The 24,721-nt window shown below is 69.3% G+C and carries 23 protein-coding genes; 9 read left to right on the top strand and 14 right to left on the bottom strand.

Going from position 1 to position 24,721, the window contains the following annotated elements:
- Nucleotides 1-278: 278 nt before the first annotated feature.
- Both sigM and ABD811_RS06560 read left to right on the top strand, forming a co-directional pair.
- The gene (sigM, locus tag ABD811_RS06565; RefSeq protein ID WP_344942316.1) at nucleotides 279-899 is read left to right on the top strand and encodes an RNA polymerase sigma factor SigM; all 621 of its coding nucleotides are present in this window, start codon (nucleotides 279-281) and stop codon (nucleotides 897-899) included.
- Complete coding sequence (locus ABD811_RS06560) at nucleotides 896-1,681, top strand: anti-sigma factor family protein (RefSeq protein WP_344942313.1); 786 nt, start codon at nucleotides 896-898, stop codon at nucleotides 1,679-1,681. The genes sigM and ABD811_RS06560 overlap by 4 nt, the downstream gene beginning before the upstream one ends.
- Nucleotides 1,682-2,137: 456 nt before the next feature.
- On the opposite strand, the gene ABD811_RS06555 is transcribed toward ABD811_RS06560, so the two are convergent.
- Nucleotides 2,138-2,707 (bottom strand): dienelactone hydrolase family protein, encoded by a 570-nt coding sequence (locus ABD811_RS06555; RefSeq protein ID WP_344942310.1) that lies wholly within the window; start codon nucleotides 2,705-2,707, stop codon nucleotides 2,138-2,140.
- A 1,876-nt stretch (nucleotides 2,708-4,583) separates the two neighbouring features.
- Here ABD811_RS06555 and trxB point away from each other — a divergent pair.
- The 3 genes from trxB to ABD811_RS06540 all read left to right on the top strand — a co-directional run bounded on the left by trxB (nucleotide 4,584) and on the right by ABD811_RS06540 (nucleotide 6,816).
- Entirely contained in the window at nucleotides 4,584-5,561 is a 978-nt protein-coding gene (trxB, locus tag ABD811_RS06550) for a thioredoxin-disulfide reductase (protein ID WP_344942308.1), read from the top strand.
- A 44-nt stretch (nucleotides 5,562-5,605) separates the two neighbouring features.
- On the top strand, nucleotides 5,606-5,920 hold the full coding sequence (trxA, locus tag ABD811_RS06545; protein WP_344942304.1) for a thioredoxin: 315 nt from the start codon (nucleotides 5,606-5,608) through the stop codon (nucleotides 5,918-5,920).
- A 560-nt stretch (nucleotides 5,921-6,480) separates the two neighbouring features.
- Entirely contained in the window at nucleotides 6,481-6,816 is a 336-nt protein-coding gene (locus ABD811_RS06540; protein ID WP_344942301.1) for a hypothetical protein, read from the top strand.
- A gap of 441 nt (nucleotides 6,817-7,257) precedes the next feature.
- Here the strand turns inward: ABD811_RS06540 and ABD811_RS06535 are convergent, their stop codons facing one another.
- The gene (locus ABD811_RS06535; RefSeq protein WP_285496817.1) at nucleotides 7,258-7,875 is read right to left on the bottom strand and encodes a GNAT family N-acetyltransferase; all 618 of its coding nucleotides are present in this window, start codon (nucleotides 7,873-7,875) and stop codon (nucleotides 7,258-7,260) included.
- A gap of 564 nt (nucleotides 7,876-8,439) precedes the next feature.
- Here ABD811_RS06535 and ABD811_RS06530 point away from each other — a divergent pair.
- Both ABD811_RS06530 and ABD811_RS06525 read left to right on the top strand, forming a co-directional pair.
- Nucleotides 8,440-9,675, top strand: coding sequence for an aminotransferase-like domain-containing protein (locus tag ABD811_RS06530; RefSeq protein WP_344942377.1), 1,236 nt, complete (start codon nucleotides 8,440-8,442; stop codon nucleotides 9,673-9,675).
- 71 nt (nucleotides 9,676-9,746) lie between these two features.
- Nucleotides 9,747-10,688, top strand: a complete 942-nt coding sequence (locus ABD811_RS06525) for a D-alanine--D-alanine ligase family protein (RefSeq protein ID WP_344942296.1) — start codon at nucleotides 9,747-9,749, stop codon at nucleotides 10,686-10,688.
- 417 nt (nucleotides 10,689-11,105) lie between these two features.
- On the opposite strand, the gene ABD811_RS06520 is transcribed toward ABD811_RS06525, so the two are convergent.
- The gene (locus ABD811_RS06520) at nucleotides 11,106-12,497 is read right to left on the bottom strand and encodes a DHA2 family efflux MFS transporter permease subunit (protein WP_344942294.1); all 1,392 of its coding nucleotides are present in this window, start codon (nucleotides 12,495-12,497) and stop codon (nucleotides 11,106-11,108) included.
- Nucleotides 12,498-12,678: 181 nt separating this feature from the next.
- On the opposite strand from ABD811_RS06520, the gene ABD811_RS06515 reads away from it, so the two are divergent.
- On the top strand, nucleotides 12,679-12,966 hold the full coding sequence (locus ABD811_RS06515; protein WP_344942291.1) for an ArsR/SmtB family transcription factor: 288 nt from the start codon (nucleotides 12,679-12,681) through the stop codon (nucleotides 12,964-12,966).
- Nucleotides 12,967-14,837: 1,871 nt separating this feature from the next.
- Here the strand turns inward: ABD811_RS06515 and ABD811_RS06510 are convergent.
- The 6 genes from ABD811_RS06510 to rsmG form a co-directional block, all read right to left on the bottom strand.
- Nucleotides 14,838-15,008: a hypothetical protein gene (locus tag ABD811_RS06510; protein WP_344942287.1), complete on the bottom strand. Its 171-nt coding sequence runs from the start codon at nucleotides 15,006-15,008 to the stop codon at nucleotides 14,838-14,840.
- 532 nt (nucleotides 15,009-15,540) lie between these two features.
- Nucleotides 15,541-15,747, bottom strand: a complete 207-nt coding sequence (locus ABD811_RS06505; RefSeq protein ID WP_344942284.1) for a hypothetical protein — start codon at nucleotides 15,745-15,747, stop codon at nucleotides 15,541-15,543.
- Between the two features lie 479 nt (nucleotides 15,748-16,226).
- Complete coding sequence (locus ABD811_RS06500) at nucleotides 16,227-16,454, bottom strand: P-loop NTPase family protein (RefSeq protein WP_344942281.1); 228 nt, start codon at nucleotides 16,452-16,454, stop codon at nucleotides 16,227-16,229.
- A gap of 436 nt (nucleotides 16,455-16,890) precedes the next feature.
- The gene (locus tag ABD811_RS06495) at nucleotides 16,891-17,811 is read right to left on the bottom strand and encodes a ParB/RepB/Spo0J family partition protein (protein WP_344942279.1); all 921 of its coding nucleotides are present in this window, start codon (nucleotides 17,809-17,811) and stop codon (nucleotides 16,891-16,893) included.
- Nucleotides 17,808-18,623 (bottom strand): ParA family protein, encoded by an 816-nt coding sequence (locus ABD811_RS06490; RefSeq protein WP_344942374.1) that lies wholly within the window; start codon nucleotides 18,621-18,623, stop codon nucleotides 17,808-17,810. The genes ABD811_RS06495 and ABD811_RS06490 overlap by 4 nt, the downstream gene beginning before the upstream one ends.
- Before the next feature lie 362 nt (nucleotides 18,624-18,985).
- Complete coding sequence (rsmG, locus tag ABD811_RS06485; protein WP_344942276.1) at nucleotides 18,986-19,630, bottom strand: 16S rRNA (guanine(527)-N(7))-methyltransferase RsmG; 645 nt, start codon at nucleotides 19,628-19,630, stop codon at nucleotides 18,986-18,988.
- Nucleotides 19,631-19,800: 170 nt separating this feature from the next.
- Between rsmG and ABD811_RS06480 the strand changes: the two genes are divergently transcribed.
- Nucleotides 19,801-20,280: a DUF6458 family protein gene (locus ABD811_RS06480; RefSeq protein ID WP_344942273.1), complete on the top strand. Its 480-nt coding sequence runs from the start codon at nucleotides 19,801-19,803 to the stop codon at nucleotides 20,278-20,280.
- A 1,360-nt stretch (nucleotides 20,281-21,640) separates the two neighbouring features.
- On the opposite strand, the gene ABD811_RS06475 is transcribed toward ABD811_RS06480, so the two are convergent.
- The 5 genes from ABD811_RS06475 to rpmH are packed head-to-tail and all read right to left on the bottom strand — an operon-like array spanning nucleotide 21,641 to nucleotide 24,111.
- Entirely contained in the window at nucleotides 21,641-22,147 is a 507-nt protein-coding gene (locus tag ABD811_RS06475; RefSeq protein ID WP_285494491.1) for a Jag family protein, read from the bottom strand.
- Nucleotides 22,148-22,163: 16 nt separating this feature from the next.
- Nucleotides 22,164-23,171 (bottom strand): membrane protein insertase YidC, encoded by a 1,008-nt coding sequence (gene yidC, locus ABD811_RS06470; RefSeq protein ID WP_344942259.1) that lies wholly within the window; start codon nucleotides 23,169-23,171, stop codon nucleotides 22,164-22,166.
- On the bottom strand, nucleotides 23,164-23,589 hold the full coding sequence (yidD, locus tag ABD811_RS06465; RefSeq protein WP_344942256.1) for a membrane protein insertion efficiency factor YidD: 426 nt from the start codon (nucleotides 23,587-23,589) through the stop codon (nucleotides 23,164-23,166). Before yidD ends, yidC begins: the two co-directional genes overlap by 8 nt.
- Nucleotides 23,586-23,954 (bottom strand): ribonuclease P protein component, encoded by a 369-nt coding sequence (gene rnpA / locus ABD811_RS06460; RefSeq protein ID WP_344942254.1) that lies wholly within the window; start codon nucleotides 23,952-23,954, stop codon nucleotides 23,586-23,588. The genes yidD and rnpA overlap by 4 nt, the downstream gene beginning before the upstream one ends.
- Nucleotides 23,955-23,973: 19 nt before the next feature.
- Complete coding sequence (gene rpmH / locus ABD811_RS06455; protein ID WP_344942252.1) at nucleotides 23,974-24,111, bottom strand: 50S ribosomal protein L34; 138 nt, start codon at nucleotides 24,109-24,111, stop codon at nucleotides 23,974-23,976.
- Nucleotides 24,112-24,721: the final 610 nt, after the last annotated feature.

Below are 24,721 nucleotides of genomic sequence, written 5' to 3'. Positions count from 1 at the left end.
TCGCAGGCCGCCGGACCGTCCACAAAAAGTGACCATCCGGCCGTTGTCCGTCCGGCGACGGTTCGCCGGAACGCCACCGGCGACCGCGAAAACATCATCGTTACGGTCCGTGTAGTCAAGATCGAACGAGCTGTGACGACTGACGGTGCCAGTCGGTATCGTGCCTCTGAGCAGAATGTCCCCTCCCCCCAGGATTTCGTGGTGTCGACCCGAGTTGGCAGGATCGATTGCACCTACCCGACACGGATCGGTGGTGCCGCGAGTGAGAGCAGGCGCTCATGGCGTCGATGAGCATGAGCGTCGACGAGGTACCGGACAAGGAACTGCTCGCACGGCACGTTGACGGCGATCCGCACGCGTTCTCCGAACTCGTGAACCGGCACCGCGACCGGATGTGGGCCGTCGCCATGCGGACGCTGGGCGACCCGGAGGAGGCCGCGGACGCGCTCCAGGACGCCTGCCTGTCGGCCTTCCGCGCGGCGGCACGGTTCCGTGGCGACGCCGCCGTCACCACCTGGCTGCACCGCATCGTCGTCAACGCCTGCCTCGACCGCGTCCGCCGCAAGTCGGTGCGCCCGGCCACGCCCATGGGCGACGACGCCACGTTCGACGCCGTGGCGCCCAAGATGCCGGACCCGACCGACGCCCACGGGGTGTCGCTGGACGTGCGGTCCGCCTTGGCGCAGCTGCCGTTCGAGCAACGCGCGGCACTGGTGCTCGTCGACATGATGGGCTACTCGGTGGACGACGCCGCGCAGGTCATGGAGGTGCCGCCGGGCACGATCAAGAGCCGCTGCGCGCGCGGACGGGCCCGGCTCGCCCCGCTGCTGGCGCACCACAGGAACCGTGAGGGCCGCAAGAACGTCGGAGGTGTGGAAGGAGGTGGCATGCCCAGATGAACCCCGCCCACCTTGACTACGACACCCTGGCCGATCTGGCCGAGGGCCTTCTCGACGACGATCAGGCCGCCTCCGTCACCGCGCACCTCGACACCTGTGCCGAATGCCGGGAACGCTCGGACGAGCTGTCCGACGTCTCCCGGATCCTGGCGGAGGCACCCGTACCGTCCATGCCCGCCGACCTTGCTTCCCGCATCGACTCGGCCATCGCCGCGGAGTCGATGCACAGCGCGGCCGTGGTGAGCTTGGCACAGCGGCGCGGCAGGCGGCATTGGCGGATCCTGTCGGCGGCCGCCGCGGCGGTGGTCGTGGTCGGCGGCGGAGGGATGGTCGGATACCAACTGCTCGGCGACTCGTCGGACGCGGGGCACCAGACCGCGGCGAGCACGCCCGTGCAGGACCCGCCCGACCGAAGATCGCTCTCCCCCGGTGCGGCGCCGTCGCCGAACGCCATGCAGGGGCCCAGCTACACCGTCCTGCGCAGCGGCACGGACTACCGCGCGGGAACGCTCGTCCGACAGATCACGGGACTGGTCGGCAACGGGGGCCGCCAGCTCACGCTCTCCGGCGGCGAACCGGACGGCCGGCTCTCCCAGTGCGTCGACCGAATAGCCCAGGGCAAGGTCCCCAAGGTGGTGGACGTGGCGACATACGAGGGCCGCCCGGCCACGGTGATCGCCTTGCCCACCGGTGGATCCGGTGGCCTGGACGTCTGGGTGGTGGGGCCCGGATGTTCGTCCGGCGACACGGATCTGATCAAACACGAGAAAACAGAGCGCTGATCGCGGGGGCCGACCAGATGGGTCGGCCGTTTTTAGGTCTGCACCCATATGACCGACGCCCCCGCCTCCTAGGCGCCTCGCAGAGACGGGCTCACGGCCGCACCCCCGCGACCGTGAGCCCGTCTCTTCTCCCATACCGGCGCCCACCGGCCGACAGCTAGCGCGCGCCTCGGCCACCCCTCCACGATCATCATCGCGCCACCATCCGACATCCAACGGCACGCAAAACAGCCCGTCCACGCGCAACATAAGCACAGCCCGCCGCCCCGGCGGACGTGGCGGCCCCGGCGGACCCGACGGACCTGGCGGGCCCGGTGGACCTGGCGGACGTGGCAGGCCTGGCGGACCCGACGGACGTGGCGGGCCCGGTGGACCTGGCGAGCCCGGTGACCTGGCGGGCCTGGCGGGCCCGGCCGCGGCGACCGGCACCACGCGAACAGCCGTATGCGCCCCGCCTCAGAGGTCAGAAAGGAAGTCCAGAGCCACTGCCCAAGCTTGCTCGGCCGCGTCCGCGTCGTAGTCGGGCAGATCGGAGTCGGTGAACAGGTGCCCGGCGCCCGGGTACCGGAAGACCTCGACGTCGGCTCCGGCGCGGCGCATGCGCAGGTACCAGGCGTTCAGCCAGTCGACCGGCTCGTAGGTGTCCGGGTCGGCGACGTGCAACTGCACCGGAATGTCGGTGGACGCGTCGTCCGCCATGTCGGAGGTGCCATGCATGAGCAGCAGCCCGCGCGCCTTCTCGTCGGCGAGGGCGAGATTCTGGGCCAGGGCCGCCCCCAGGGAGAACCCCGCGTACACGAGGCCCTCCTGCGACAACGGCGCCGCGGCCGTCACCGCGCGCTTGAGCAGTTCGTCCCGGCCGATCTCCTCCTTGATCTCGATGCCCTCCTCCGGGGTGTCCACGACGCGCCCGTCATACAGGTCCGGGACATGCACCTCATGCCCGGCCGCGCGCAACCGGTCGGCCGCCTGGTGGACCGCGGGCCGCAGCCCGTACATCGAGTGCAAGAGCAGAATCCTCGCCATGCCCAAAGCCTAAGGTCAGCCGCCCCCACAACCGGCGCCCCCGTCAACAGCCCCCCACCCACCCCCCCTCACACCGTGTGCCCGCCCCACGATCATGCATCTGGTCGGCACAGCGCCGCCGGAGCAGGCCGCCGGGACAAGGCCCACCACCACATGCCCAAACTACGAGTGACCAGCGGCGCCGCTCCCGGCGACAAGATCGATCAGCAGGCAATCACCGCCGAACCTGCAGAAACAGAACGCGCGGAAGACCCGTACACGCCTCACCCGGTGCAAGCGACAACCCAGCTCCCCTGATGGAAGCGACTTCGACGGCATCTCGGTGAGGCGCACCCGCACCTGGGTGGTCGGGATGTCGGGGACGGGCCTCGGCTCGGCGACGATGACTGCTCCCGGGTGGCCACCAAGCGACGCTCTGCGGTGCATCGCCCTGTTGCCGTTCCGCAACCCTGAGAAGTCCAGGGCGGCAGTGTGTATGTGGCCGTTATCCGACGACTATTCCAGGCCGTCACCTCGGTCTCCGCCGAGTCTCTCTGCGACACCAGCCCACCAGGTAGTCGACGTGCGGGGCGCCCTGGTGGCGCACCGTCCGGCCGCAGCAGCGACACCACGCTGCCAGCCACGCGCGGATCGGCGCGTGTGGCCGAGCTGCCAGCCACGCGCGGATCGGCGCGTGTGGCCGAGCTGCCAGCGGCACCGCGCCCAGGCACCAGCCATGGTGCCCTAGTGACCTCTGCACGTGACCGCCCTCCCAAGTCAGCCGCAAACCACGGAAGTCCAGTCGCCCCCAGCCGCCGTAGACGATCCGTCACAACGACGGCTGCGCCCTCCACAGCCTGAGGACAACCGAGCCGCAGCGGGACGCCTAGGCGCACTGCGGGAGAAACATTCAGGCGCCCGCGTCCTCAAGACCACGCGCCCACCACCTCCTACCAGCAGCCAGCCCCCCGTCGTCCGACCAGCGTCCCTCGTCCGACCAGCGTCCCTCGTCACCCCCAAACGCCCCTCGTCCAGCCAACGCCGCTCGTCCGACCAACACCGCTCGCCCGGTCCACGCCCGTCGTCCGACCAGCGTCCCTCGCCCCGCCAACGCCGCTCGTCCGACCAACACCGCTCGCCCGGTCCACGCCCGTCGTCCGACCAGCGTCGCTCGTCCGGCCAGGGCACCCGTCGTCCGACCAGCGCCGCTCGTCCGACCAACACCGCTCGCCCCGCCAACGTCCCTCGTTCGGCCAACGCCCGTCGTCCGAGCAGCGTCCCTCGTCCGACCAACGCCCCTCGCCCCGCCAACACCGCTCGCCCGGTCAACACCGCTCGTCCGCGCCAGCGCCCCTCGTTCGGCCAGGCCCCTCGTCCGCCCTCTCCGGGCAACGCCCCTCGTCCGGCCAGCGTCCAGGGTCCGGTGGCCTCCGCTCAGCTCGTTAGCGAGCACTGCAGGCTTCTCCAGGCGCCTGGCGATGCCGTCGCCGTTGCCATGGGGCGGCGTGAGCCGTGGTTCGTCGGACTGCTGTCGCCAGGGACGGCAGGACGTCACGGCGGGCCGCCGCCGAGTGCGTCAGACCAGCCTCCATGCCGCCCCGGCGGCGGGGCCAGGCCGCTTCCAACCGGCTCAAGCTTCCGGTCACAGAAAGCCCATGTGGCTGTGCCCCTGGTAACGGTGGTCGTAGTTGAGGGCCGGGCTGCCCCGGCCGGGAATCCCCGGGCCCTAGGATCGGTTGACGCGACTGGCAGGCCGGGTCACGCGCTCTGAGCGTCGAGCACCGAAAGGTACGAATTCGCATAAGGGGCATGATGTTGCAGAGGGCGCGTACAACGACACCGTGGCGGTCACGGCATCGTCCTGCACCTGAGGCGAGCAGAGGAGAGGCGCAGAACAGTGAGCGACGTGCGTAACGTCATCATCATCGGGTCGGGCCCGGCGGGGTACACGGCCGCGATCTACGCCGCCCGCGGCGACCTGAGGCCGCTGGTGTTCGAGGGTTCGGTGTCGGCCGGCGGTGCGCTGATGAACACCACGGACGTGGAGAACTTCCCCGGCTTCCCCGACGGCATCCTGGGCCCGGACCTGATGGACAACCTGCGCAAGCAGGCCGAGCGGTTCGGCGCCGAACTGGTGACCGACGACGTCACCGAGGTCGACCTGACCGCCGATCCCAAGATCGTCAAGGTGGGCGACGAGGTCTACCGCGCCAAGACCGTGATCATCGCGACCGGATCGGGGTACCGCAAGCTCGGCCTCGACGGCGAGCAGCGGCTGTCGGGGCGGGGCGTGTCCTGGTGCGCCACCTGCGACGGGTTCTTCTTCCGTGACCAGGACATCGCGGTGGTCGGCGGCGGCGACACCGCCATGGAGGAGGCCATCTTCCTGACCCGTTTCGCCCGGTCGGTCACCGTGATCCACCGTCGCGACCAGTTGCGCGCCAGCAAGATCATGCAGGATCGGGCGTTCGCCAACGACAAGATCCGTTTCGTGTGGGACAGCCAGGTCGTGGAGATCCTGGGCGACGACCGCCTGGCCGGCGTGCGCCTGCGCAACGCCCGGACGGGCGAGGAGTCCACGCTGGAGGTGACGGGGCTGTTCATCGCGATCGGGCATGATCCGCGCAGCGAGCTGTTCGCCGGGCAGTTGGACACCGACGCCGACGGGTACCTGATCGTGCAGTCCCCGACCACCAGGACCAAGATCCCTGGCGTGTTCGCCGCCGGGGACGTGGTCGACCACGTCTACCGTCAGGCCATCACCGCGGCCGGCACCGGGTGCGCCGCCGCCATCGACGCCGAACGCTGGCTGCAGGAGCGCGGACAGGCCGAGACCGTGCCGCAGGATCCGGCCGAGCTCACCCGTCAGGGCTGAGCCGGCGAGGCGGTCCGCCACCTGACGAACACGAAGGAGACGCCATGAAAGCCGTCACCGACGCGGACTTCGACACCGAGGTCCTCAAGAGCGACAAGCCTGTCCTGGTCGACTTCTGGGCGGAATGGTGCGCCCCCTGCCGGATGGTGGCCCCCGTCCTGGAGGAGATCTCGGCTGAGCACGGCGACAAGCTCGAGATCGTCAAGATGGACATCGACAAGAACCCCAACGTGCCGCAGCGGTACGACATCGTGAGCATCCCGGCCATGTTCGTGTTCAAGGACGGCCAGGTCGCCCGCCAGATCATCGGCGCCAAGCCGAAGTCCGCGCTCCTGCGCGACCTCGCCGAGTTCATCTGACCCTCGCCCTCCCGCGGCGAGCGCATTGCGACGGGCTCCGTTCCGGCCTCCGGGACGGGGCCCGTCGCCATAAGCACAGTCGCCGCCGCCCCTCAGGAGGGCGGCCGTCACCGCGACCCCCACAAAGACGGCCCGTACAGGAGCACGCGGCAGCAGTCGGGATGCAGTCATGACCGTGTGGATCGCCTCCGACTTGCCGATTGCCCCCCGCCTCGCTCTCGTAGAGCCACACGGTGCACGAGGAGGCCAATCACAAAAGCAGGATGGCGAGGAAGTCGGCGCGGTGCAGGGTGCGCGCGGCACCTCCTGCACGAGAGGAGCAACCGGCGGCCTTCTTGCCCATCAAACCGACAGACGTGACCAAGGTTTCTTGTGAAACATCTCTGAGCAGGCCTGGCGACGAGCCATACGGAGGTAACTTCCGTAGATCTTTCTCTCGAAGAGCCAGCCGCTCCAGCAGTGCCCCTGATGTTCCTATGGCTGGACCCGCTGATTCGTGTTCCGGACCACCTGGAGGAGATCGGCTTGAAGCCGCCGCAGGACGTCCGGCCTCGACCAGCTTGCGCGCCGCGCTGGTGACCTGGCGGGACGGCGACCGCGCCGCCGCCCTGCGCACCTGGGCGGACGCCGGGCACGCGCATGCGGGCGAGGACCGCGACGACACCCTCTCAGCGCTGCTGGCCGACTGGACTCGGCGTGGCCGCTACGGGCGGGCCACCGCGCCGACCGGGCTGCGTGAAGTGAACGCTCTGGCCATCGCGCCGGACGCGACCGCCCTGATCGCCGTGGGCGTCGCCGTGGGCGTCGCCGGGGGCGCCGTAGGCGGGGGCGGCGTCGCCGGACCGGCCGCCCCGGCTGCTGGCGCGGCGGAACGAGTAGTCGGCGGCCTGAGCTAGGCCATCTTGGGCGAACTGGCCGTCGTGACCTGCATCCGTGTTGCAGACGAGAGCGGGGTTTGCGGACGCCACGTCCGTCATCTCTTCATGGGCCAGCAGGCTGTGGGGCGGTCACTGGCTTAACGAGGAAGGCGAGGGCACCGCGGGGGGGAATTGAAGGCGCTGGCGGGACCTGAATCTCTACTCCCGTGGCAACCGAGGTGCCCAGAGGGTCCAGCGACGAACTCCCGTGTCGTCCGCGGCCACGGCCAACTACTCGGGCCAAGCGGCTGGCGAATTTCGGCCACCGAGTGTCTGTTCCACGGCCCCACGTCTCGTCGCCACAACGGCCAGGCGAAGAATCCCCGGTCGGGCCGACCGGCTCGGCTCAAGAGAGCCAAACGAGTGAGGGCCGCGGCTCGTAGGCGGGGCGCCCCATACAGACGGGGCTCTCAGAGGCGCTCAGACAGGCCGGAGGGCACCTTCGGGGGTCATGGAGCCCAGGAGCCTTTCCAACGCCACCTCGACGTCTTCACGCCATGACAGAGCCGACTTGAGCTCCAGGCGCAGCCTCGGATAGCGGTGATGCGGCCGGACGGTCTTGAAGCCGACCGAAAGGAGATAGTCGGCAGGCACCATGCAGGCGCCGTCCTCCCCCTTCAGATCTCCGAATGCCTCGATGGCCTTGACCGCACGCCGTGTGAGGTCCTTCGCGACGCCCTGGACGAGCATCCGGCCCAGCCCCCCGCCGGCGAACTCCGGCAGGATGTGGGCGGTCATCAGCAGCACGGCGTCGGCACTGACCGGGCTGGTGGGGAAGGCGACAGAACGCGGTACGTACAGCGGCGGCGCGTACATGACGAAGCCCGCCGGCACGTCGTCCACGTAAACGATCTTTCCGCAGCTGCCCCACTCCAGCAGCGTGGAGGAGATCCACGCCTCCTTTTCCAGACCCGGGTCTCCCGTGTCCATGGCGCGGTCCCGGCTGACCGGGTCGAGTTCCCAGAAAACACAGCGGCGGCAGCGACGCGGGAGGTCGTCGAGATTGTCCAACGTGATGTTGACGAGACGACGCGACACCGGATCGGCACCCCCTGAAGCTCGTTCGGCCGGTCCGTCTCTGTGGCGCGGTCGGAACCGGTGAACGAGCGTGCTCGCTGCGGGGCTTGCTGTGCGGAGCGCCACTTCGCGGAAAATCCCGGCAACGTTCCGGGACCCTGAGGCATCGTATCGAACAGCGGGCTTCTTCCCGTCGCGGTCGGCGGTCGGCGTTTGGTAAGCGGGGCAACGTTGGGCAAAGATGCCTCGATCATTCGTCGAGGGGGCTGTGATCCGGGTTTCTGACGGGTACACAGTGTCCTCCTATCGGTGCCTCGGACCATCCGTCCCGTCGCCGCTGGAAGGGGTCGACGGCCCATGACCGCGGGGTCTCGGCTTCGGCCACACGGGGAGAGGACCATCCGGGCGGCAACGGCGCTGTCCGGACCCTCAGATCCAGGTGGCGTCCCCTCGGGGGTTCCGCCACGTCAGCCCAAGGCCATGCCGTAGGTTTCTGGGTTATCCGATCACCCTTGGAGGTGCCTCGTGGAACAGCACTCGCGAACAGACGCCTACATCGACCGCTACGCCGCCCGTGCCGCCGGCATGGTGCCTTCGGAGATCCGGGCTCTGTTCGCGGTGGCCGACCGTCCCGAGGTCGTCTCCCTCGCCGGCGGAATGCCGTACGTGTCCGCGCTGCCGCTGGACAGGGTCGGCGAGATGATCGGCGAACTGGTGGCCCGCAATGGCGCGCAGGTGCTGCAGTACTCCTCAGCGCAGGGCGACCCGGTACTTCGCGAGCAGATCTGCGAGGTGATGCAGCTGGAGGGCATCCGCGCCAACCCCGACGACGTGGTCGTGACGGTGGGCGCCCAGCAGGCCCTCGATCTCATCGCGAAGATCTTCGTGGATCCCGGTGACGTGGTGCTGGCCGAGGCCCCCTCGTATGTCGGGGCCTTGGGCACGTTCGCCACCTATCAGGCCGACGTCGTCCATGTTCCGCTCGACGACGGAGGACTGATCCCCTCCGCCCTGCGCGAGGCCCTCGAGCGTCTGCGCCGCGAGGGACGTCGGGTGAAGTTCCTCTACACGGTGCCCACCTTCCAGAACCCCGCCGGAGTGACGCTCACCCGCGCGCGGCGTGTACAGATCCTTGAGATCTGCGCCGAGTACGACGTGCTCGTCATCGAGGACAACCCGTACGGTCTGCTGGGCTTCGATGGGGAACCGATGCGGGCGCTGCGCGCGGACGACGCCGAACGCGTCATCTATCTCGGCTCGTTCTCCAAGACGATCGCGTCCGGGCTGCGCTTGGGCTGGGCCCTGGCCCCCCATGCGGTGCGGGCCAAGCTGGTGCTGGCCGCCGAGTCCGCCGTGCTCTGCCACTCCAGCCTCTCGCAGCTCGCCGTGCGGGAGTACCTGACGACCCAGCCGTGGCGCGAGCAGATCAAGGACTTCCGGGTCATGTACCGGGAGCGCCGCGACGCGATGCTGGACGCCCTCGAGACCCTGATGCCCAAGGGCTGCACCTGGACTCGGCCGTCGGGCGGCTTCTTCGTCTGGCTCACCGTGCCGGAGGGCCTGGACACCAAGGCGATGGCCCCCCGCGCCATCGCCGAACGCGTCGCGTACGTGCCCGGCACCGGCTTCTACTCCAACGGGGACGGACGACGCCACATGAGACTGTCGTACTGCTACCCCGAGCCCCACCGCATCCGTGAGGGCGTCCGTCGGCTCGCAGGGGTGTTGGAGGAGGAGATCCGCCTGCGGGACACTTTCGGTGGGGTGACCCGTGACGCCGCGTCCGGCGGTGTCGACACCCCGGGCCCCGGTCTGGTCTGACGGATTTTCGTCGGGAACGCCGGCTCCCCTGCTGGGGCCGGCGTTTTCCGTTCAACGTGAAAGGCAGTGGTGTGGAACTCGGACACGTGGTCGTCCTCGCTGGCGGGCTGTCGTACGAGCGGGAGGTCTCGCTGCGCTCCGGTCGGCGGGTCACGGACGCGCTGCGCGCCCTCGACATCCCTGTCGAACTGCGCGACACCGACGCGACGCTCCTGGACGCACTGGCCACCGATCCCCCGGACGTGGTGTTCCCCGTCCTGCACGGGGCGGCCGGAGAGGACGGCTCGATCCGGGATGTTCTAGAACTTCTTGGCGTCCCGTACGTGGGCGCGCGGCCGGACGCCTGCCGGGTCGCCTGGGACAAGCCCACCGCCAAGGCGGTCGTCGCTCGTGCCGGCCTTTCCACTCCGGCGTCCGTGGCGTTGCCGAAGGAGATCTTCCACGACCTGGGCGCCGCCTCGGTACTCGACCGAATCGTGGACCGCATGGGGCTGCCCCTCATGGTCAAGCCCACCCGTGGCGGCTCAGCCCTCGGCGCCTCCGTCGTCCGCAACGCCGACGAACTACCCGCCGCCATGGTGGGCTGCTTCGCCTACGGTGACACGGCTCTGGTCGAGCGGTACGTCGAGGGCACGGAGGTGGCGGTCAGCGTGATCGAACGTGGCGGCGAGCCGTATCCGCTGCCCGCCGTTGAGATCGTCGCGGCCGGCGGGCGCTACGACTACACCGCGCGCTACGACGCGGGCGACACCGAATTCGTCACTCCCGCCCGCCTCTCCCCCGAGGCCGCCGAGCGAGTCACCGCCGCAGCGGTCACCGCCCACCGCGCCCTCGGACTGCGTGACCTCTCCCGCACCGACCTGATCGTGGACTCCTCGGGCGAAGTCCAGTTCCTGGAAGTCAACGTCGCTCCCGGAATGACCGAGACCAGCCTCCTCCCCCGCGCCGTCGCCGCCGCGGGCTTGGACCTCTCCCAGGTCTGCCGCGACCTCCTCACCCAACGTTTCACGTGAAACATCTACCGCCTCACACGGCCTCCCGCCCCCAAAGCCTGGCAGCCTCGGAACCCTGACCACCATTTCCTGTACGGGCACGAGCCAGGCATGCGCGCCATGGAGACCTTCTTGAGTTGGCACCCATATCGGTGAGCGGCGCCTGGCCCTCGTACCGAGGGAGGCGGTGCCCTCGCTGTCGCTGGTGTGGGCGATCAGTGAGCATCTGGCTGAGACGGCGGGCCGGCCGTTTCAGGAGCACCCTCGGGCCGGCCTGCCGCCTGGCCCTATCGGAACCAAGCCGGCGGAAACCACAGACCACACAGCGCCGCTCACCTCACTGATACGCCGTGCGTCGCCAAGTCGACCGGACGATGTCGCGGTAGGCGCCCGCCCGCAAGCAGGTCCAGGAGAAGACCTGCTTGCGGGCCTAACGGGTCAGGACGGTGTCGTGACCGTGGGTGGGTCGGTGGGTTGTGCCTGCGGCGCGGAGACCTTCGCGGGCTTGGAGTTCGCCAGCCACAGGCCGGTGAACACGGCACTGACCAAGGTGACGGCGCCAGCCGCGATGAAGGCGCTGTTGAGGCCGGCCTCGAAGGAGGCGCCACCGGAACTCCGGCTGTGGACGATGGCGCCGAGCACGGCCACGCCGAGCACCGCGCCGATCTGCCGGGTGGTGCTGCTGATGCCCGACGCGAGACCGCCCTCCTGCGGGCTGACCGCCGCGATGGCGGCGCCCGTCAGCGGGGACATGGTCAGGCCGAACCCGAGCCCGATGATCGCCAGCCGCCACCACACGTTGCCGTAGCCGGTGTGCTCGTGCACGAAGCCCAGCGCCAGCAGGCCCAGCCCGCCCAGTGCCAGACCGACGGTGACCACGATCCGGAAACCGTGCTTGGCGGCGAGCCGGCCCGCATACGGGCTGACGATCACCATGGCGAGGGAAGTGGGCAGCGTCTGCAGGCCGGCGCGCAGGATCGAGCTGCCCTGGACGTAGACGAAGAACTGGGAGAAGAAGAAGACCGACCCCATGAGCGCGAAACCCACCACGACCATGGTGGTGTTGGACACCGTGAACAGCCGCTCCCTGAACAGCCGCAGTGGCAGCATCGGCGCCGCAACACGGCTCTCGACGGCTACGAAAGCGGCGAGGAGCACCACCGCGACGGCGAAGCTGCCCAGGATCAGCGGCGAACTCCAGCCCCGAGAACCACCCTCGATCAACCCATAGGTCAGTGCCCCCGCACCCAGGACGGACAGGACCGTCCCCGGGATGTCGACCGCCGGTGCACTGGGATTGCGGGACTCGTCCAGAATGCGCAGACCGACCAGCAGCAGGACCGCGCCGATGGGCACGTTGACGAGGAAGATGACGGGCCAACCGAAGGCATCCACCAGAATGCCACCGGCCAACGGTCCGGCTGCCAGGCCGATTCCGCTGAACCCGGCCCAAAGTCCGATCGCCCTGACGCGTTCCTGCGGAACGGGATACGCAGCGGCGAGCAGGGCCAGCGAGGCGGGGCTCAGCGCCGCGGCGCCGATGCCCTGCATCACCCGTCCGGTGACCAGCCAGCCGATCGAGGGTGCGACCGAGCAGACCACGGACGCGGCGGTGAACACCGCGACGCCGGCCAGGAACATCCGTTTGCGGCCGAAGCGGTCGGCGAAGACTCCGCCGGACAGCAACAGCATGGCGACCAGCAGGACGTAGGCGTCGACGATCCATTGCAGTCCGGTCAGCTGGGTGTGCAATCGCTCCTGCATGTCGGGCAGTGCCGCGCCCACGATGGTGCTGTCGAGCAGCACCATGAATTGCCCCAGGCAGGCCACTGTGAGCAATGCTGCCCGGCTCGATCGAATCCCTACGGCCACAGGCGGTCCCTCCACCCCTTCAGAGATGCGGATGCCGTGGAACCATAGTTCGATAATCCCGAAGTGTCGAATGATGCGGTATCGTCGAGGTATGCGACCGCTACCTCAGCCCCCACGCGAGTCGCTGACACTCGCGGCAGTGCTGCACGCGCTCGGTGATCCGGTGCGCCTGGAGTTGGTGCGGCGGGCCTGGGCTAATCCGGAGTCGTCCTGCTCCGCTCTCGCCGACGGTTTGGATGTGCCGATGTCGACGCTGACCAACCACTGGCGGATCCTGCGCGAGGCCGGGGTGGTCAGCATGACCGTGGACGGCAGACATCGGCGGGTCCGGCCGCGCGCCGACGATCTACATGATCGCTTCCCGGGTTTGCTCGATCCGATCCTGCGCCTCAGCGCAGCCGAGTCGCCGAAGAGCGGTGCGCAGTAACCCTCACGGACATACCAACTAGGCCCGAAGGGGGTAACAGGCCAGTCCGCAAGAGCGCCTGGCGTAAGACAACGACCGGAATCCAACCTTCCCCACGCTCTGCCGGGTCACCAAGGTGGGGGACGGGGCGGAGACCCGCCGGTGACACCGCACCACGGGTACGCCGGATCGCTGGGCAGAGAGGCACCTCAAAGCACCCCGCCAAGAACGACGCTGGCAGCCCATGCCGCCCAAGTTCGACGGTGGAATAGGGCCCAATCGTGAAGGCCGATAGAACCACAGATCCAACCGCTTCGGAGGAAGCTCCAAACCTGCCCGCCGCCCTGATCATTGAGCGGACCGGCTGGACACGGTCGACACCGCTGCTCATGAACCGCGTCGGGCGGTTGCGGCCGCAATATCGTCCGGTTGACTTGACGACGCACGGCGTATCAGTGAGGGCAGCTGGCGCGGTGTAATCCATGGTTCCCACCGGCTTGGTCGCGGTAGGGCCAGGCAGCAGGCCAACCCGAGGGGCTCCTGAAACGGCCGGCCCGCCATCTCAATCAGATGCTCACTAATCGCCCACACCAGCGAACCCGAGGGCGCTGCCGCCCCGCTACGAGGGCCAGACACAGCTCACCGATAAGGGCGCCAACCCAAGTAGGGGTTCGTGGGTCGAGAGGCGACAGGTGGCCTCAGAACCCGCATATCGTCGGGCCAGACGCGCGGGTCGCTGTCCAGGCGGCGGGTGGCCTGCGCCACTGTAGAGGTGCAGTGGCTACCGCGCGCGTGCGATCTCGCCTCGCCTGGCGCATGAGAGAAGCAATGACCTTACCCCGCCCGCGCCGGAGGGCCATACCTAGGCGTCTGGTCCTGGAATGCCCCGGGAGTAGCTCTCCGCGGTGGCGAAGCAAACCGCTGGCGGGGTCTCGGCCCTAACGAGGTGATGGCGACGTAGGTCGGGCGGCGCTACGCGCGCTGTGTCTCCTCCCCGAGGTTTCACGTGAAACCTCGGGGAGGAGACACCTCGGATGCAGCACCTCCTACCGATTTGGGCAGGCCGACAAGGTGCCGCTACGGGCGCGGCTCACCTGAGGGCGAAGGCGCGGAATGCAGTTGCTTTTGCGGAGCCGCGAGCGAGTCGGGGAGCGATGGATCACGCCTGCCGCTCATGACCTACTTCTCCAGCCGTCCCAGGGTGCCCGTCCAGATTGAGCAGCGTCTCCTCGCGGATCGCGCGTCCCGCTTCGCAGCTCCTGCCAGTCACCCAGCTCGCTGTTCATGGAAAGCTCTGCACATGGTGCCCGATGCCGCCTCAACGACGGCCAGGTCCACGGCCCCATCCATATGGCGCCGCACCACTCGTATATACGTACAGCGGCAGGATGCTGGCTCGGCGCAGAGACGTCCTGGTGCCGGACCGCGAAAGGTAAAGGTCGCTGGACGGGAGGACGACGACAACCTGGCGCGGTGAAGGCGGTGCGTGACGCGCTGGGCCGTCGGGGCCGGGTGCGGGTGGACGTCAGGGCGGGTGGTACGTCGACACCGCGGGGCGGATGATCCGGGGCTGGACCGGTTCGACCTGGAGTACGCGAGCAACCGTGCGCGACGTTGGAGAGGTTGGCACGGTGGCGTCGCCTGGTGGGCGTGCTGGCGGCGGCCGACGTCGATCCGCCCGGGCCGAGAACCCGCTGAAGACGCGCTCGACGTCACGGACGGCACAGCCCACCCGACCGGACTCCACACGATCACGGACGCGAGTTCAACCCGCACCGACGACGGCAGGGGCGAGGGAATCTGACTTCGACACTGAACGCTTCGCCTGGACATGTCGCAACGACAGATACAACGTCCGGCTGCCGCCTTAACGGGATGCCAAGGCTCTTCCACTACGCCAGCGTGAGGGGCGGGCGGTGGGTGTGCGCGGTGGCCAGCCACTCCAGCAGCGGCTCGTTGTCTAGGGCAGCGTGCCAGGCCAAGCCGCCCGGCACCACGATCACTTCGCAGATCTCCTCAGTAGGGCCGGTCCTGGGAGGCGGTTTGGCGTCGCAGCCATGCACACGGCCTCACTGCGGCACGAAGGGTGGGCGCCAGGGCAACACCCCTGGAGGCGTTCAGGAGGGCCGAGGCGGATGTGGTGACGGACGCGGCGTTCTCCTGCACTACGTCAACGACTCCCCCGCCCCGCTCGGCCGCCTTCCTTGGGTGACTTCTCCGCCTTTGCGGGATCACTGCGGCCACGTCGGTGCGCGCCCGGGACGCCGACGCCGGGCTGGTGTCCCAGGTCGTCACCCGGTGCAACGCACCTGCACAACTCCGCACGACGCCTGCGGCGACCTGGCCGAGGACTTTCGTCCCGGGCCCCGACGGGTTCATCGTCCAGCGGGGGCGGCCGGTCCGCTCATCATCGGCGCCCGCCCGACGCACATCGCACGCAGGTGCAGGAAGTCGGCGTAGAACACGCAGGCGATGCCCCGGTAGAACGGCACCCGCTGGAGGCGTCCAGGCAGGCCGACGCGGTGGTGGCGGACGCGGCGTTCTCCTGCACGATGTCAACGACTCCCCCGCCTTCCTCGGCCTTCCTCCAGCGCCTCACCCTCCCTGCCCAGCCGCCAAGTCACTGGCCGCCTCCCGCAGCATCAGCGGCACAACACCCGTGCCGCTATCCGGGAGCTGACCTTTGGCCACGTCGAACGCCAGGATCAGGGCGACCATGCGGTCGCTCATCTCGGGCAGCGGCAGCGCCGCCGGATCGACCGAATCCAACGTCTCCCGGTGCGCCGCGCCTATCTGCGTCACGTACCGGTCGGTCGGCGCCCCCGCGCTCGCCTCCTTGTTTAGCGAAGAACTGGTACAGCGACCCCGACGAAATCCCCGCCTGCGAGGCGATCGCGTTCGTCGTGGCCGTCCCCCGCCCTGCTCGGCCGTCTCCCCCGCCCTGCTCGGCCGCCTCCCCCGCCCTGCTCGGCCGCCTCCCCCGCCCTGCTCGGCCGCCTCCCCCGCCCTGCTCGGCCGCCTCCCCCGCCGTCCTCGGGCGGCTTTCTCCGCCCTGCTCGGCCCTCGCCCCCGCCGTCCTGGGGCGGCTTCTCCGCCAATGCGGGATTACTGCGGCCACGTCGGTGCGCTCCCGGGACGCCGACGTCGGGCTGGTGTCCCAGGTCGTCGCCCGGTGCAACGCATCTGCACAACTTCGCGCGATGCCTGCGGCGACCTGGTCGAGGATTTTCGTCCCCCGTCCCGACGGGTTCATCGCCCAGCGGGGGCGGCCGGTCCACTCATCATCGGCGCCCGCCCGACGCCATCGCACGCAGGTGCACGATGTCGGGGTAGAACACGCAGGCGGTGGCCCGGTAGAACGCAGGCCCGGTCGCGTCGGCGATCTTGGCAGAGGTGAGCATCGGCACGTCGTGGGTGATCACCAGGACGGCGGCTCCGGCGTCGGCGTACCGGCGGAGGGTGGCCCATACGCCGTGCAGTGCCGACGTCGACGGCCGACCCTGGGGCAACCACCTCGCCGACGCCGTGCGCCCTGCTCGACTTGTCGTTCGCCATGGCTTCCACAGGGGTGATGGACAGGTCGAGCCGGGAGGTTCAGCCGTTCCGCCTGCCCCGCACCTTGTGGGGCGGATGCACGGGGCGGTGCGGGGTGGCGGTCATCTTCCGGGATCGGCGGGAAGTCGGCGAGATTGCGCTCTATTTGGTGCGAGACGCCGTTGACGATCTGGTGGTGCCGCTCCTTGGGCGTTGCCGTTGGTGCGGGGTGTACCTCGGGGGTCCAGCGGGTTTGGGGGGCTTTGGGACGGCGTTCGGCGGGGCGGGATGAAGGGGGTGTCTGGGGAGAACGACGACGCCCCGGCGGTGTGGGCCGGGGCGTCGGTGGTCGCTGCGCGGAAGGTGATCCGGGCGGGCGGTCAGTAGGGGGTGAGGGGTCGGGTGGTGGTGTTAGTCGTCGGGGTCCATCGCCTTGAGAATGCGGTCGAGGTCGTCCTTGGTGGCGAACTCGACGACGATCTTTCCCTTGTTGCGGCCCATGTCGACGCGGACTCGGGTCTCGTACCGGTCGGACAGGCGGTCGGCGATCTCTCTGAGCACGGGGTCGGCCGGCTGCTTGCGGCGGCCCTGGCGTGGTTTGGGGGGTTCTTCGGCCTCCCGCATCGTGATGATCTCGTCCACGGCGTGTACCGAGAGGCCTTCGGCCACGATGCGCTGGGCGAGGTGCTCCTGGGCCTCGACGCTGTCGAGGCGGAGCAGTGCCCGGGCGTGGCCGGCGGACAGCACGCCCGCGGCGACGCGGCGCTGGACGCCCGGCGGCAGGTTCAGCAGCCGGAGCGTGTTGGTGATGTGCGGGCGGGAACGGCCGATCCGCGCGGCGAGCTCCTCATGGGTGGCGCCGAAGTCCTCCAGGAGCTGCTTGTAGGCGGCCGCCTCCTCAAGCGGGTTGAGCTGCTGGCGGTGCAGGTTCTCCATCAGCGCGTCGCGGAGCATGTCATCGTCGCTGGTGTCCCGGACGATGGCGGGAATGGTGTCCAGGCCCGCCTTCCCGGACGCCTGCCACCGGCGTTCGCCCATGATCAGCTCGTAGTCGTGGTCCGGCGAGTCGATCTTGCGGACCACGATCGGCTGGAGCAGACCCACGATGCTGATCGACGCTGCCAGCTCGTCGAGCGCCTCATCGTCGAAGTGCTTACGGGGCTGACGTGGGTTGGGCCGGATCGAGTCAAGGGGCAGCTCGGCGAAGTGGGCTCCGGCCACCGGCTGCATGTTCGGACCGGGTGCCGTCCCGTTGGCACCCGCGGAGTCGTCGGCGCCCGTGGGAAGCAGGGCGCCCAGCCCTCGGCCCAGTCCTCGACGCTGCTGGCTCACTTGGCGGCTCCCCGATGGGCCATCTCGGAGGCGGCTTCGCTGTAGGCCAGCGCGCCGCTGGATCCGGGGTCGTAGGTGATGACGGACTGTCCGTAGCTGGGGGCCTCGGAGACCCGGACGCTACGGGGAATGACAGTGTTGAGGACGATGTCGCCGAAGTGGTTCCGTACGTCCTCGGCCACCTGGGCGGCCAGGCGGGTACGGGCGTCATACATGGTCAGCAGGATGGTGGACACCTTCAGCACTGGATTGAGGTGAGCCTTGACCAGGTCGACGGTGCGGATCAGCTGACCGAGCCCCTCCAGCGCGTAGTACTCGCACTGGATCGGGATCAGCAGCTCGTCCCCGCCGACGAGCGCGTTCACGGTGAGCAGCCCCAGGGAGGGCGGGCAGTCGATCAGGACGTAGTCGAACTGACCCGTGTCGTAGGAGTCCAGCGCACGGCGCAGCCGCGACTCCCGCGCCACCTTGGAGACCAGCTCGATCTCAGCTCCGGCGAGGTTGAGATTCGCCGGGGCGCAGAAGAGGCCGGGGATGTCCGGGGCCGGCACCACGATGTCGGCCAGGGGCATGTCCTCGATCAGCACGTTGTAGATCGAGGGGACATCGGCGCGGTGCTCCACGCCGAGCGCGGTCGATGCGTTGCCCTGGGGGTCGAGGTCGACGACGAGCACGCGGGCCCCGTGCATCGCCAGCGAGGCGGCGAGATTGACCGAGGTCGTGGTCTTGCCAACGCCGCCCTTCTGATTGGCGATCGTGATGATCCGGCACTCGGGTGGTCGAGGCCATTCCTTCTCTCGTCGGCCCGACATCGCCTTCGCGGTTGTTTCACGTGAAACCTTGGCGTCCTTGAGCGCCTCACGCACCAGTTCCGACTCCCCCTGAGATGGCCCCTGACGCGGACCCTGCGGCTGCTGCACGGCGCCACCGCCCGTCGGCACATAGCCGACGCTCTCCGCCGTCCCGGACGTCGTACTTCCCCACATCGCATGCCCGGACGGAGGTTTCGCCCCCGCCTCAGAGGCGGTCTTCCCGGGTTGCTCACTCGCTGACGCCGCGTTTGCCGGCGTCGCTTCCTCGGGTGCCTCGCCCTCCTCGGGCCAGCCCAGGCCGGTCGTTCGGTTGTCGGGGGATTCGTTGGCGCGGTCCGGCCAGCCCAGTCCTGGTCCCGTGCTCATGAAGACCTCTTCCTCGACCCTTTAGCGCGGCGGGGCACGCGTTCGGCGACCACACGGACAAGCGTTGTCGGCGGGTCGACCTTACCGCGCCCGACTTGAAGCAGTTCGCTCGTGCGTACGCCGAAGCGCTTCAGGACCGGCCGCGCCTCCTCCAGCTCGACCGCGGCGCGCTCGCCCTTGAGCGCGAGCAACTCACCGCCGGGTCGCAGCAACGGCAACGCCCAGGTGACCAGGCGTTCCAGTGGGGCGACGGCGCGTGCGGTGACGACGTCCACGGCGAACTCGCGGACGACCTCCTCAGCACGGGCTCGGCGAACCTGGACGTTGCGCAGCTCCAGCATGTCCACGCACTCGTTGAGGAACGTCGTCCGGCGCAGCAGCGGCTCCAGCAGCGTGACCTGCAGATCCGGCCGGACGATCGCCAGCACCACACCGGGCAGGCCGGCACCCGAGCCGATGTCCACGACCTGCGCGCCCTGCGGGATCACCTCCGCCACCACGGCGCAGTTGATCAGGTGGCGTTCCCACAGCCGATCGACCTCGCGCGGACCGATCAGACCGCGTACCACGCCCGCGTCGGCAAGAAACTCCGCATACCGTTCCGCGACGGGCAGCGTTTCGCCGAAGACCTCTCGTGCCATCCCCACCGTACGAATCGTTCCACATGGGCCCCGGGGTCGCACACATGAAACGAGCCTGTGGACAACCCCGGAAGATGCCTGGAAGCCCCTGGCCGCAAGGCCTTCCGGCATATTCGGCGTCACGCGGGTAAAGGGGAAGCAGTGCCCATCACGGAAGGAGGCACCGAGGCATGGGAATCGGAGTCAGCCTCGCCTTCATCGCCGTCGGCGCGATCCTGGCGTTCGCGCTTCGCGTCGATCTCAGCGGCGTGGACATCCGGATGGTCGGCTGGATCTTGATCCTGGTCGGGCTGGTCAGCCTGTTCTTCACGTTCAGGTACACCCGACCGCGCCGCAGCGCCGACCCGGTCGCCGCCGGGACCGACCCGCTGTACGTGGAACGCCCCGACGAGGCGGATCCGGTGGTCCATGAGGAACGCGTCATCGAACGGCCGACCGAACCGCACGTCGAGCGTGTCGAACGTATTATCGAACGCCCCGTCCCCCCGCCGTCGACGACGCCCCAGGGACACAGTGCGCAGGACCCGGCCGTGGCCCAGGATCCCGAGTACGCCCAAGACCCGGCGGTTCAGAACAACCCTCCTCTCACATCCGAACCCGGCCGTGTTCCGTCCGAACCCGGTCGCCGAACACGGCGAAACCGCAGCTGACCTGCCATTTGAGGGACTCCCCCACTCGGCGGCCGACCCCATTGGCGGCGATGCCACCCGGCGGTGCCGTGTCGCCGCCGGGTGAGGTCGCCCACGCCCCTCCCACTACAGGGCGCTTCGACGGGTGGGCGCCACACTGAACGCCCCCGAAGGCCGCCCCCGGGCGGTCATGCCGTGCTTGACGGAGTGTGGCGGCGTCCCCCTGCAGTTCACTTGGCTCCTCTTGAGACGGCGGATGCACCTGCGTCCCGAGGCGACCCACACGCGACCGAGGCAGCGGTGCGGCCGGTGCTGTTGTCGCCGTCGGACAGCAGCATGATGTGAGCGGACGGGGGTCGCCCTGGCTGCCTTGGGCGTCGAAGGTGAGGACGATGCGGTGGGCCATGCGCGCGTCCATCGCTGAGTGCCCGCCCGCAGAGTTCGACGGTCCCCCTCCGACTTCTAGGCCGCCAAGGCCAGCCTGTGCCTGCCATCGCCGGCCAGCGGCCTTGCCCCGGTGGGCGCCGCTCGATGCCCTCACTCACCCGCGCCGGCTACCGACCGGCCTGCGGGATGTGGGTAGCGGAAGGCACGCCTTCCCCGTGAGGTGATTCCTTTTCGGGAGCTCACTCACCGGGATCTCTCCGGTTGTTCCCGCGCTCATCTGGATCCGGGCCTTCGAGCATCCGTGTCCTCACTGCGCCGACCGCCCCAGCTGGATCGGATGCGCGGGACCACCCTTGGGTGCTGTTCTTCTGCGGCACGACCGCCACACGGCGCCACCCCCATCAGTCGGTACGGCGGCGCCGACCCGCCAGCATCGGCAGGCTGGGACCGAACCGAACTCTGTAGCCGTCGACTCGCCGGAGTCCCTCCGGGACTCCGGCGTATAGGCGCGAGTCGCTCCGCGCCCGTGATCATTAAGTGCACCCCCACGAACACGCGGGAGAACGCCATCACCGCCGCTGCTGCTGGTCGCGCTGGGCCCGGCGGTGGGCGCCACACCTCGCCGCCCGTCTCGTCGGGCTCCCGGCCGGGCGAGGCGGCCAGCGTTTGCCAGGTGTCCTGGCAGCGCGCCTGCTCGCCGTCCAGGATGTGCCCGTTGCCGCAGCCGACCATGCTGGAGGCCGTCAGCGAGCCGCGGCCCCGACCGTGCTCGGCGATCACCTCACCCTCGGGCCTCGGGCCTGTCGTCTTGGCCAGGGGCAGGGGGACGTTGGGGGTTGCACTCGGTGCCTTGGTGGCCGTTCGGGCTCGGAGTGTATCGACGGGCTGGGGCTACGGGAGGACGGCCATGGGGTGCGCGAAAAAACAGGCAGGCCCCCGCGTCCCATCGGGACGTGGGGGCCTGTGGGCAGCCGAGAAAGAGGAACGGGTGACGTCAGGAGGGGTAGACGACCACGTAGCGGTCGGGCTCCTCGCCTTCGGACTCGCTGCGCAGTCCGGCGGCGGCCACCGCGTCATGCACGATCTTGCGCTCGAACGGCGTCATCGGCGCCAGCGGCTTGGGCGTGCCGCTCTGCTTGACCTCGTCGGCCACGTCCTGGCCGAGCTTGGTCAGCTCGGCACGGCGGCGCTCCCGGTAGCCGCCGATGTCGAGCATCAGGCGGCTGCGGTTGCCGGTCTGCCGGTGCACCGCGAGACGGGTCAGCTCCTGCAGGGCCTCCAGCACCTCGCCGCGCTTGCCGACCAGTTCGTCCAGGGACGCGCCGACCACCGCGACCAGCGCGCGCTCGCCCTCGACGTCCATGTCGATGTCGCCGTCGTAATCACCGATGTCCAGCAGGCCCTCGATGTAGTCGGCGGCGATCTCGCCCTCCTGTTCGAGCGCCTGGACGTCGACCTCAGTGGTGTCGGTCTGGCTCAACGGGGTCTCCTTCTTCGGCATGGACCGGGTTCACAACCTAGCGCTTCTGGCTGCCGCTGCGCTTGCTGCGCGGCTTGCGGGTCGGCTGGTTGCGGACGACCTTCGGCTTCGGGACGGTGTCGGCGGGCGCGGCGGCGTCCTTGGTACGGCCCTTGGCGTTCTTACCCGCGCCGGCCCCGGTCGTCGCGGTGCCGCCGGTCTTGGTGGTGCCCTTGACGGTCTTGGTCTTGCCGGCCGCGGCACCGTTGCCCGCGCCGGCGGTGGCTCCGGCCGGCTGCTGCGGGTAGCGCTTGTAGATGTAGTGCTGCTGCGCGAGCGTCCAGCTGTTGGACGTCACCCAGTACATCAGCACACCGAGGGGGAAGCCGAGCCCGAACAGGCCGAAGAACGGCGCCATGAAGACCATCATCTTCTGCGCCTGCATCATCGGGTTGTTCTCGTCCATCGCGCCCTGCTGCATCTTGGCGCGCTGCATGCTGGACCGGACGGTGAAGAACGTCGTGCAGGAGCTGATGATCACGGCGAGGCCGGTGACGACGATCGCGCTCCAGGTCTTGGGGTCGCTCCCCCAGGCGTTGAGGAAGGTGTCCGGGATGTGCGCGCCGAAGATGTTGGCTTCCTGCGCGCTCTTGACCAGGTCCGGGGTGACCGCGAAGACGCCCTGGCCCGGGTTGGCGTCCGAGATCCGCCGCAGCACCTGGAAGAGGCCGATGAAGACCGGCATCTGCACCAGGATCGGCAGGCAGCCCGACAGCGGGTTGGCCCCGTTCTCCTGGTAGAGCTTCATGACCTCCTGGTTGAGGCGCTGCTTGTCGTTCTTGTACTTCTTGCGCAGCGCCTGAACCTTGGGGTTCAGTTCCTGCATCTTCCGGGATGCGTGGATCTGCTTCACGAACAGGGGGAACAGCAGGATCCGGAAGAACACGGTCAGCAGGATGATGGCGCCGCCCCAGGCCCACCCGCTGTTCTTGGGGAAGACAAGGCTCAGACCGCTGTGGATCCAGACGATGAGCTGAGCGACTATCTCGTACAGCCAATCAAGCACCGGGCAGCTCCTTGGGCTCTGCTAGCGCGGGGCCGCTTTGCTCGCGGCCGGAGGAGGTCGTGGCGGGCACCTCAGGTGCGTCCTTGGGGGCGGGGTCCGTGGGGCCTTCGGCTTCCTGGGCGGCCTTGCGGCCCTTGGGTGCCTTGGGGGGCGGAACCGGATCGTAGCCGCCGCGGTTGAATGGATGGCACCGCCCGATCCGCCGGACGGTGAGCCAGGTGCCGCGCAGGGCGCCATGCGTCTGCAGCGCCTCGAGGCCATACGCGCTACAGGTGGGATGGAAGCGGCACTGCTGCCCGAGCAGGGGACTGAGAAAGCGTCTGTAGGCGCGGACGAGAAGCACGAGCAGACGGGCCGCGAGGCTGATTCCCCCGGCCGCGTGCTGCGAAGGGGCCGATCCCCCTGGCTGGCTCGTCATTTCCGCCCCTTGGACGCGGGCCGCAGCACCCGGTCGAGCGCCGACTCCAGATCCGCGGCCATTTCGTCGTGGCGCGCCGATCCCGCGCGGGGGTTCGCGCGCACTACGAGCAGGCTACCTTGCGGAAGTCGATCGAGGTGCGGCCGGACGAGGTGACGCAGCCGCCGGCGCACACGATTGCGCACGACCGCGTTACCGACCGTCCGCGCCACGATGAACCCCACGAGCGGGGCGGTGCCGGACGGTGCGGCGTCGTCCCGGTGGAGCAGGTGCACGACGACAGTCGGCCGTCCGGCGCGGCGACCGCGCCGGACGGCCAGGGTGAAATCCTCCCGCCGCCGCATCCGGTTGCCGGACGGCAGCATGAGCGTGGTGCGGGGTCGGTCAAACCGCGATGCGCGCGCGCCCCTTGCGGCGCCGCTCGGCGAGGATGGCACGCCCCGCACGGGTGCGCATGCGCAGCCGGAAGCCGTGCTTCTTGTGGCGGCGACGGTTGTTCGGCTGGAAAGTACGCTTGCTCACTCGATGGCTCCAGTGCTGCGGTCGGATTGTCTTCAGGCGCGAAAACTCGCATCGAGGGCCGCGTCTGGTCCCCCGCAGCCGGGGGCCCATCCGTAGTTCCCAGGGGGTCCGACGGCGGGCACGCGTCATCTCCGCCGATGCGACTCGACCTCAGCACGTTACGGGCTACCGAGCCATCAGGTCAAACGGAGCACCCCTCCGCCCGCCGTCCACTCGGTCGCTGCCGTCCATCCTGAGGCGGACGGACGATGCCCACGCCGAACGCAACCCGGACGGCAGCAGCGGCACCTCGACGCCTCCCGAACCTACTCGGTTGGGGTTGTTGCCCTTGGGGCGGACGAGCATGGCGGGCACCGGTCAGCAACTGACGGACACGCCTGGCCTCTCCTAGAGCGCCGCAAGACTCCCGGCGAGGCGTGGCAACAGCACCCTTGCCCCCGCGCGGCCTTACACACGCGGAGAACAACCTCGGCCGCGCGGCAGTCGCTTCCCGCATTCCTCGCCGCCCTGGCTCAGGCCAGCCGATGCTCCCGCACGGACCTCCCTCGCTCGTCCGCCGCCCGTTCCCTCTGGCAGCGCAAGCGCCGGGAGAGGCGCTTCAACGGCACCG

Origin of the sequence: Actinomadura miaoliensis (assembly GCF_039536785.1) — a bacterium.
Classification (GTDB): Bacteria; Actinomycetota; Actinomycetes; order Streptosporangiales; family Streptosporangiaceae; genus Spirillospora; species Spirillospora miaoliensis.
The sequence above is the reverse complement of the archived record's forward strand: the minus strand, read 5'-3'. Positions and strand labels throughout refer to the sequence as shown.